The organism is Pseudomonas sp. AIG (assembly GCF_977020205.1).
In genome coordinates this window covers 1-7,982 of record NZ_CDROCK010000095.1, presented here as the reverse complement: position 1 = coordinate 7,982, position 7,982 = coordinate 1, and the positions used below count along the sequence as shown (strand labels likewise).

Here is a 7,982-nt window from a genome sequence, read left to right as displayed (position 1 = left end):
GGTCCGCGCAATACGACGCCTACGGCAAAGTCGCCGCGCTGACCCTGGCCGGCGACGACTACCTCAACCAGCCGCTGCGTTTTCAAGGGCAGTACTTCGACGGCGAAAGCGGCCTGCATTACAACCGGCATCGGTATTACGACCCTAGATTGGGGCGGTATCTGACGCCGGATCCGATCAAATTGGCCGGTGGGTTGAATCAGTACCAGTACGTGCCGAATCCGACGGGGTGGGTGGATCCGTTGGGGTTGAACTCCAATTGTCCGCCGCCGAATAAGCCTGGGTGTGAGGTGCCGGGTGGAAGTGATGGGGCTCAGGTTGATGAGGATGAGCCGAAACTACCGAACATTGCTCACAATATAGATCCAAAAACTTTGAAGCGAATACATACAATAGAGGGAAAGACCTCAACCAAGAAAGTCGAGGATTATAAAAATAAAATGCGCAACGGATACGATCCAGTAGATCCCATTGATGTCATAGAACATAAAGGCAACCTGTATATTCTTGACGGACACCATCGCGCAGCAGCCGCACGGCAAACCTCAACAAATGTGACAATCAAACTCATAACCGACCTTATAAAATACGACAGAACTCTAAACAGTATTGAAGATGTAATAGAGTCAGCAAACAATGTGGGCCTGGACAGATTGGAGCATCGGAGAAGAAGATGAGCGATCAAAATGAAACTTTGGACATCCTGATAAATGACTTTATCTCCATGGTGGAGTCAAGCACGCTGATATTTGAGCGCAAATTTGGCACTCGAGACATTCGAAGGCTTTGGCGCACCAAGGCAATAAAGCGATGCGGGAGAGTTACTCGAGGCGTTAAATATGAATTGCATGGTATTGGCTGCCGCATCAACTTATCGACAGGAAGCGTAGATTTTGACTATGGCCCTAACGGTGAAATCAATGGGTTTGATACTTGGCGCCTATACAACTTTGCCCGTGAAAGGCCCTCTAAACATAGAAAATATTGCGATGAAGAAACCATTAAAAAAGAACTCAAAGAATATATAGAGCTAAAAAAAATCAAAAAAATGTCAGGCATAAGCAACCTGTATGTATTGGCTGACTCAAAAGAAACCGATTAGACACGGCCACCCAAAGGGCCTGTTCACTCAGGCCCTTAAAACCAACTCCAAACTCTTAATCCACCCTACTCCCCATCACTGCTCATCCTCATCCTCTTCATACTCCATATCCGCCTCATCCGAATCATTCAGCGGCACCGTCGCATCATCCATCAACGACCCCGGATCCTCATTCCCCGGATCATTGATAAACGGCAGTCCACTCGAACCTTTTTCTTCCTTGCCTTCGGTTTCAGGAGTCATGGCAACCTCGTCATTTCAGGGAGTGTATGACGTTCGAAAAGCCCTACAGCCAATCGTTCCGATGTCAGACGAGCAAATACAAAAAACCCGGCAAAAAGCCGGGTTTCTGTTCGAACCTCCATCAGTGATGGCGGTTTTTATGTTTGTTTTTGTGTTTATGACCGCCGCCCGAATGAGATCCTCCATCGTCACCGAGGTTATTACCGACCGCACCACCCGCCGCGCCGCCCAACCCTGCGCCAATGGTCGAACCGGTCGAGCCGCCGAGGCTGTTGCCGACGACCGAGCCGCCCGCCGCGCCGAGACCACCACCAATGGCCGCTTCAGTTCGATTGCGTTTATTCGCCCCGACGGCACTGCCGGCCGCGCCGCCAACACCCGCACCTACCGCCGCGCCAGTACTGCCACCGAGTTGTCCACCGACCACATTGCCGAGCGCGCCGCCCAAGCCTCCACCCACCGCGGCGGTGCCATCCCCAGCGGCCATCGCCCCCTGCGCTACCAGCAACCCGAAAAACAGTGCAGATAATGACAATCGCATATGAACCTCACAGTTCCCGAAGCGGGACAGTCCGCCCAGACATGGGCCTATGTGAGATTGGAGACGCAAACGGGGAAAACGTTCAGGCATGAAAAAGCCCGGCATCAAGCCGGGCTTTTTCTCAACGACGATCAGTCTCAGTGACGCTTGTGACCTTTGGACAAGTTGCTGCCCACTGCGCCGCCAGCTGCGCCACCCAGGCCTGCACCAATCGTGGCGCCGGTTCTGCCGCCCAGGCTGTTGCCGATCACCGAACCGCCGGCTGCACCAACGCCGCCGCCAATCGCCGCTTTCGTCCGGCTACCCTTGCGCGCCGCCATTGCGCTGCCCGCCGCGCCTGCTACGCCAGCACCGATTGCCGCGCCAGTGCTGCCGCCCATTTTCTGGCCGACCACATTACCCAGTGCGCCACCCAGACCACCGCCCAGCGCAGCGGTGCCATCACCCGCAGCCATTGCACCTTGAGTAACCAGAAGCCCCAGAACCAGAGCGGGCAGTGTTAAACGCATGACGTAAACCTCAAGAAATTGGGAAGACAAAAAGGGCCGGGATTTAATGCCGTCGCCGCGCAAAAGTCCAGCCAAAACCAAAGGCTTCGCGTACTCGGCGCCGATTGGACAGCGATTCTGGAAAAGGTTTTATGACAGGCAAAAAAAAGCCCGCTGGGGAGACGGGCTGGAGACTTGCTTTCTAACGGATGGCTTCACCCTACTGCGGCAGACGTGAAAAGTTTGTGAAAGCCAGCCACATCCATCAAACATAGTCCGTCAGATATTTCCGCGAACGTTCAAGCGTAAAAAACCCCGCTCAACGACGGGGTTATTCAGAGAATGACTATTTTCTGGCTCGCGTGGTGACCTTGGGCAAGAATTTCGCCTTCGGTCCTTTAGGTGCCGTGGATTTGATCTTGCCGGTCTGCACCGGATCCTCGCCAAAGCCTGCCTGATACTCGGTCTGGCCGCACCGTACACAGTTGTTGAAGGAAAATTCAGCGCCATCGTCTTCGATATACGGATCAGTCATACCTTCGCCCCTTCGCAATCGGTCGACACCGGCAAACCCTTTTGCCTGAAAAAATATCGACCTCCAAGACTTTTGAGACTAGCCGGTCATTCCTGGACTTGTAATTCAGATCAGCTGACGCCCGACGAATGGACTGCAAAAATTAAACACACCGATGAACCGTGACCCTCAACCCGCAGGGCTGATCGCCGACAAAAAACAGCTCATTCAACCTCTGAATGAACTCACAAACCTATTCGCCGAAACTCAGCGCAACTTCACCGCCGTCCCCGTCGCAAACACCACCACCATCCCGCCCTTACCGCCGGGCATGCTGATCTCGAAACCCACCCCGACCACCGCATCCGCCTGCAAAGCAAGCGCGCGCTCCCTGATCTCTTCGGTCGCCTGAATACGCGCCTCCTTCAACGCTCGCTCCAGCGTTTGCGAACGCCCGCCGAAAAAATCGCGCATACCGGCAAACATGTCACGGATCACATTGACGCCCTGCACCGATTCCGCGCTGACAATGTCCAGATATGCAGTGATCTTCCGGCCTTCGATGGTGTGAGTGGTGGAAATGATCATGAAGTGGCGCACCTCTGCTGATAAATAAGTCGGCGATTGTAATCACTCAACGCTCATCTCAACTCGCCACTTATAAAATCCAGACGCCAGAATGCACAAAACCCCTGACTTCTTTCGAAATCAGGGGTTTTGTGTACTGAATGTGGCGGTGAAGGAGAGATTCGAAACTACCCGTTTGCGTTTTTTTGAGCGTACCCCCCCGGTTTATAAGGGCTGCAGAGGAGCGAAATTTTTAATCTCAGTCCCATGCCAGTCCCATGGGTTTTTGCACGAGGTTGTAGAACAGGGGTCGCAAAGGCCATTTCGACGTTTCATGTTGACCCATGGGAAAAAGGTAATTTTGGTAATGCAGCATGATGCGACCTCTGAAGGCCTTGAAAACCGGGACGTGCAGAGAATTGCGCAAAGGTAATAATTTGGTAAGTATGAGGTTAGAAAATTACCTTTCCTATAAGTAATATCTGATAGTCCTCAAACCCAGTAAAATAGGGCACTTCAGAAATTATTACCTTTACTATTACCTAAAATTACCTCCTGAGGTAATGACTGAAAGCTAGGCAACACAAGGGCTGCAGCCCGTTTTAATACCTCTATTACCAAAATTACCTTTTTCCCAGCCCACGTCTGAAAAAAGGGGAAGGCGACACCTTTTCCGACGTTTTTCACACCAGGCAAATTGGCACTGGTCGCCCGTAAATCCTTGGTGATGCGGTGCAATACCAGAAAATGCCGGAGAGCCAAGCAGGCTGGGCCTTACAGCCGTTTCGCAAGCGGACTGGGCGGTGTCGGATTCCCTGCTGGGGCGACCAGTTCCGAAAACGAAAACATCCTGTGCGGTAGGTTTTTCAAGCCGTAGCCCTTGCGCGCCGGGCGTTCACTCCCTGGGCCGACTCGTCGGCGCTCCGTGACGCAGTGCAACTGCCTTTGCTCTTTTTTGCAAAACCTTGCACTGCGTGCAATCGCTACGACGCCAACAGTCCCCGCAGCAGGCCTAGGCAGAGCAGGTGTTTTCACCGCTCTGGCTTTTGCACAAAAAAGGGATGCAAAGCCCGTCGGCGGGAGGGGGATAAGTGCTTTTTTCAATGGATTTTTTTGACGCTGAACGTTCTTGAGACCAATGTCTTCGGTGCATCAGGACGAACGGCCACGGCCGGATAAGGAGCGATTCGATTCAGTTATCACCGAAATGGTGATAACTGGTGGAAATGGCATCAGTACGCGATGACTTGTCTTCCTCTGCGCAAGCGACCAGCTTGGTTTGCTGATCATTGAGGGACCGCTTAAGACGGTTTGATTCAACTGTGTCGAAAATCGACACGGTTGCTAACGATGGTAGGACCAATAACATGCTCTACTTAGCGCATCGCAGCCCTCCCGCATGGCTTACTCCAATACATAAGGAACGGTCGGAAAGGCAGCTACAATGACTGAACATCGATACGTTGCTGGATTCTCGAGGGACCGCTGAGGACTGAACATAGCGTCGACGGACTTGTCTTCCGCTAGGAAGAGAATCACGTAACCGCTCCTGTACGTAACGCGCGCAGGGAACGGCTTTTTTCCTCTTCGGCTCCTCGGTAACCGCTTTTATTTCATCGCTACCGTTCGACTGACGAGCACCCCGTTGTCGCGTCGTTTGGAAGAATGTGGTATCAAAGCAAAGATAGATTCAGGGCGGTGTCATCTAGCTCAGGCGCAAAAGGATTGGGCGTTTAATGGACGTAAAAAATTTTGTAGACTTTCTTAGATCAAAAAGTCCGGTTGAAATAGCCGAGAGCCTAATCATGAAAAAGACTATTCATGCGTTAGCTTCCGAAGATGAATATGAAAATTACAAACAGCTGGTTCGAAATGATCATCCTAACGCCTATCTTATAGCTGTAGTTGGGTCCGCCAACTGGAAGTTTAGCCTCGCACCCAAGAAAAATCTTAGAGAGTTCCACGATAAATCGGACATAGATATTGCAATAATATGCGCCGAAAGCTTCTTACATACTTGGGATGCACTCAGAAAGCATCATCGAGATCGCTACTACTCTTTAAGCCAAGATGGTCGCGATGGCTTGAAGCGCAACGGCGAAAATGTTTATTGCGGCTTTGTAACCCCTAAATGGGTGCCTTCACTTCAGGCTAGCATTAGACAACAACATGAGAAGCGAACGAACAACTATTCGACAAGCGCCGTACAATTCAAAACTGTCAATATGATGTATTTTCGCAATATGGACGAAACAATTGATTACTATGTGCGCGGCATAAGAGCTGCAGCTAGATAGAGGTTTTTATGGAATACGAAGTAAGCCTGCAAACTGTATCATGGTTCAACCGACTCAGAAGCGACGAAAGCCTTCAGATAAGCCCAAAATTTCAACGAAGAGCGGTTTGGATGGAGAAGGAACGCTCACTGCTAATGGATACTATCCTCGGCAACCTTCCGTTCCCCGAAGTGTACATGCAAGTACAGACAGACTCGGATACCGGCTCCCAGCGGCACATTGTAGTTGATGGACAGCAACGGATTACGTCTATTTTAATGTTCATCGATAATCAGTTCTCACTTCCTGTAAACACCGATTGGAATGGCGAATATTTTCGAGACCTGAAGCCTGAGGTGAAAGAATTGTTATGGGATTATAAAATAGTTGTTCGATTTCTAAGAAAAACAAATGACGATGAAATTCGCAATATCTTCACTAGACTGAATACAAACAACGTAGTACTAAACGACCAAGAGCTGCGCAACGCGCGCTATATAGGCCAATTCAAACAACTCGCCGAACGACTTGCAGACAACCCATACTTTCAAAGTATCGGCCTGTTCACGCCGAGAGATGTGCGCCGCATGCTAGATATAGAATATGCCAGCGAGCTATTACTTCGGCAGGTGTACGGTATTACGAATAAGAAAGACATGTTAGAGCTTGCATACATGGAGTTCGAAGAAGAGTTCCCAATGGAAGCAGACTGCGAGGATTCGTTTAACACCAGCATAAGTCTAATAAAAACGATATTAGACAAGGAAAACTTAGCTCTTTTCAAGTCAAAGGGTGTATTTCACTCTTTGTTCGGGGTTTGCTTTGAATACTTCAACAAGACTGGACGCCCCTACTTTACGGATGTTGAGAACGTTAAGAGTCGCCTTACCACCCTCGTATTGAAAGCTAAAGAAAATGACTTCACAGCTGAAGATGTTGAAATAGCTTCTTATGCTGACGTTTCTTCACGCTCCACCTCTGACAAATCTAAACGAGCAGAAAGAGAGCGAATCTTTTGGAATATCATTTCAGAGGTGGAGGGAATTTAGTTTTCTACAAACTTATTTTTTTAAGTTGCTGTAAAGAGGATTGGGCACGCAATGCACCGGAGATAAACACCTGTGCATTAGCGGGTACAGGTGTCATCCCGTGTGTATGATCAGCGAGCTGTGTGTTCATCTGTTGAACTAGATCTAGCAAATCACACATAACCTGCAGCACGTTAACTCCTTCTGAGCCCAACCAAGTCTTGGGCGCTACCATTCTCTGGCTAATAGCCGAAATGGTCGTGCGTATACCGCTAATCTGCTCCTTCACATCTCCGCCCACCGTGGCGTTGTATTTCCGGCTCACTAATAAATTCAGATCCCTGCCTGTGGCTTGATGCAGATCGTCCACGGTCGCCAGGCTTGCGGATCCACCCGACATCAGCTTAAGCGCACCCAGCGCCTCGATCGTTTTCACACCACCCACCGTCTCGCTTGAATGGTCGTCCACCGCCTGCGTATGGCTCTGAAACTGCTCGCGGTTGTCCAGGGCTTCCACTTCGCGCTCGATCGCCTGATCTCGGATCTTGCCATCGGTCTGGCGCAGCCAATTGCCGTCGGCGTCGACGCGCTGCTGGGCGGCCTCGCTGTGCTGCCACACCTGATCACCTTTCGGCACCTTCGGCATGCTCAGGCCGTGCGGCAAGATCGATTGAATGTAGGGCTTGTTCGGCAGGCCGTAGGCGAAGCACACCACCACCCGCGTGCCCTCCTCCGGAAACGCATAAATGCCCATTTCCTCGCCACCGGTGGGAAGCGGTAAAGGAACGCCAGTGAGCGGCGGCATGGCCGGATCTGGTTCGTCATCCGGACCGAGTACGACAATGTCCACGGCGTAGCGCGGACGGAAGTCGTCGCACAGTCCGGCGTCTGCCGGTGCGTCGGCCACGGCGGTAACCCGGGCAAAACGCGGCAGGTGGTAACCACCGGTGAGTTCGGGGAATTGGCGCTCTACAGCGCGGCGGATTGCGTCTTCCATCGGATAGCCATCTGGTCGTTGGTCAGCGTCACCGTGGTGATGCGCTCGCCGTTATTGATTGTTGCACCTGGTCGCACGCCGGGAAGGGCAGCGACCATTGCGCTCTGGTTGCCCTGGTAGCCGTCGAACAGCTCCGTGGGAATTTGCAGCGGCGCACGTGCGCCAAAGAAGCTGTCGGCCCAACTGCCGGCGAACACTTCACCGTTGCCCAGCTGGTGCCAGGTGA

General features: G+C 51.6%; 10 protein-coding genes and 1 pseudogene. 4 read left to right on the top strand and 7 right to left on the bottom strand.

All coding sequences use genetic code 11. The annotated features are described in order from the left end of the window. Together ACWR1S_RS30190 and ACWR1S_RS30185 are read left to right on the top strand one after the other, a co-directional pair. On the top strand, positions 1 to 677 hold a 677-nt coding region (locus ACWR1S_RS30190; protein WP_454566058.1), incomplete at its 5' end, for an RHS repeat-associated core and ParB domain-containing protein. Further along, the gene (locus tag ACWR1S_RS30185) at positions 674 to 1,102 is read left to right on the top strand and encodes a DUF6896 domain-containing protein (protein ID WP_160038909.1); all 429 of its coding nucleotides are present in this window, start codon (positions 674 to 676) and stop codon (positions 1,100 to 1,102) included. The genes ACWR1S_RS30190 and ACWR1S_RS30185, both read left to right, overlap by 4 nt. Positions 1,103 to 1,177: 75 nt before the next feature. On the opposite strand, the gene ACWR1S_RS30180 is transcribed toward ACWR1S_RS30185, so the two are convergent. From ACWR1S_RS30180 to ACWR1S_RS30160, 5 genes are all read right to left on the bottom strand, one after another. Continuing rightward, positions 1,178 to 1,345, bottom strand: a complete 168-nt coding sequence (locus ACWR1S_RS30180) for a hypothetical protein (protein ID WP_007914082.1) — start codon at positions 1,343 to 1,345, stop codon at positions 1,178 to 1,180. Between the two features lie 121 nt (positions 1,346 to 1,466). Then, positions 1,467 to 1,886, bottom strand: coding sequence for a YMGG-like glycine zipper-containing protein (locus ACWR1S_RS30175; protein WP_007914081.1), 420 nt, complete (start codon positions 1,884 to 1,886; stop codon positions 1,467 to 1,469). A 137-nt stretch (positions 1,887 to 2,023) separates the two neighbouring features. Further along, complete coding sequence (locus ACWR1S_RS30170; protein ID WP_454566057.1) at positions 2,024 to 2,395, bottom strand: glycine zipper domain-containing protein; 372 nt, start codon at positions 2,393 to 2,395, stop codon at positions 2,024 to 2,026. 325 nt (positions 2,396 to 2,720) lie between these two features. After that, a complete protein-coding gene (locus tag ACWR1S_RS30165) occupies positions 2,721 to 2,909 on the bottom strand; it encodes a hypothetical protein (protein WP_129391353.1) in 189 nt (62 codons plus the stop codon). 246 nt (positions 2,910 to 3,155) lie between these two features. Next, positions 3,156 to 3,476 carry a YbjQ family protein gene (locus tag ACWR1S_RS30160; protein ID WP_454566056.1) on the bottom strand — a complete coding sequence of 107 codons (321 nt, stop codon included), beginning with the start codon at positions 3,474 to 3,476 and terminating at the stop codon, positions 3,156 to 3,158. 1,784 nt (positions 3,477 to 5,260) lie between these two features. On the opposite strand from ACWR1S_RS30160, the gene ACWR1S_RS30155 reads away from it, so the two are divergent. Both ACWR1S_RS30155 and ACWR1S_RS30150 read left to right on the top strand, forming a co-directional pair. Further along, positions 5,261 to 5,752, top strand: coding sequence for a hypothetical protein (locus ACWR1S_RS30155; RefSeq protein WP_454566055.1), 492 nt, complete (start codon positions 5,261 to 5,263; stop codon positions 5,750 to 5,752). Positions 5,753 to 5,760: 8 nt separating this feature from the next. Beyond that, positions 5,761 to 6,780 carry a DUF262 domain-containing protein gene (locus ACWR1S_RS30150; protein ID WP_454566054.1) on the top strand — a complete coding sequence of 340 codons (1,020 nt, stop codon included), beginning with the start codon at positions 5,761 to 5,763 and terminating at the stop codon, positions 6,778 to 6,780. 4 nt (positions 6,781 to 6,784) lie between these two features. On the opposite strand, the gene ACWR1S_RS30145 is transcribed toward ACWR1S_RS30150, so the two are convergent. Continuing rightward, positions 6,785 to 7,756: a hypothetical protein gene (locus tag ACWR1S_RS30145; RefSeq protein ID WP_454566053.1), complete on the bottom strand. Its 972-nt coding sequence runs from the start codon at positions 7,754 to 7,756 to the stop codon at positions 6,785 to 6,787. Beyond that, positions 7,729 to 7,982: pseudogene (locus ACWR1S_RS30140) on the bottom strand (hypothetical protein); the annotation flags it as partial. The gene ACWR1S_RS30145 and the pseudogene ACWR1S_RS30140, both read right to left, overlap by 28 nt.

Coding starts and splice junctions, on each gene's coding strand:
- ACWR1S_RS30185 (WP_160038909.1), top strand. CDS start 674: ATGAGCGATCAAAATGAAACTTTGGACATCCTGATAAATGACTTTATC.
- ACWR1S_RS30180 (WP_007914082.1), bottom strand. CDS start 1,345: ATGACTCCTGAAACCGAAGGCAAGGAAGAAAAAGGTTCGAGTGGACTG.
- ACWR1S_RS30175 (WP_007914081.1), bottom strand. CDS start 1,886: ATGCGATTGTCATTATCTGCACTGTTTTTCGGGTTGCTGGTAGCGCAG.
- ACWR1S_RS30170 (WP_454566057.1), bottom strand. CDS start 2,395: ATGCGTTTAACACTGCCCGCTCTGGTTCTGGGGCTTCTGGTTACTCAA.
- ACWR1S_RS30165 (WP_129391353.1), bottom strand. CDS start 2,909: ATGACTGATCCGTATATCGAAGACGATGGCGCTGAATTTTCCTTCAAC.
- ACWR1S_RS30160 (WP_454566056.1), bottom strand. CDS start 3,476: ATGATCATTTCCACCACTCACACCATCGAAGGCCGGAAGATCACTGCA.
- ACWR1S_RS30155 (WP_454566055.1), top strand. CDS start 5,261: ATGAAAAAGACTATTCATGCGTTAGCTTCCGAAGATGAATATGAAAAT.
- ACWR1S_RS30150 (WP_454566054.1), top strand. CDS start 5,761: ATGGAATACGAAGTAAGCCTGCAAACTGTATCATGGTTCAACCGACTC.
- ACWR1S_RS30145 (WP_454566053.1), bottom strand. CDS start 7,756: ATGGAAGACGCAATCCGCCGCGCTGTAGAGCGCCAATTCCCCGAACTC.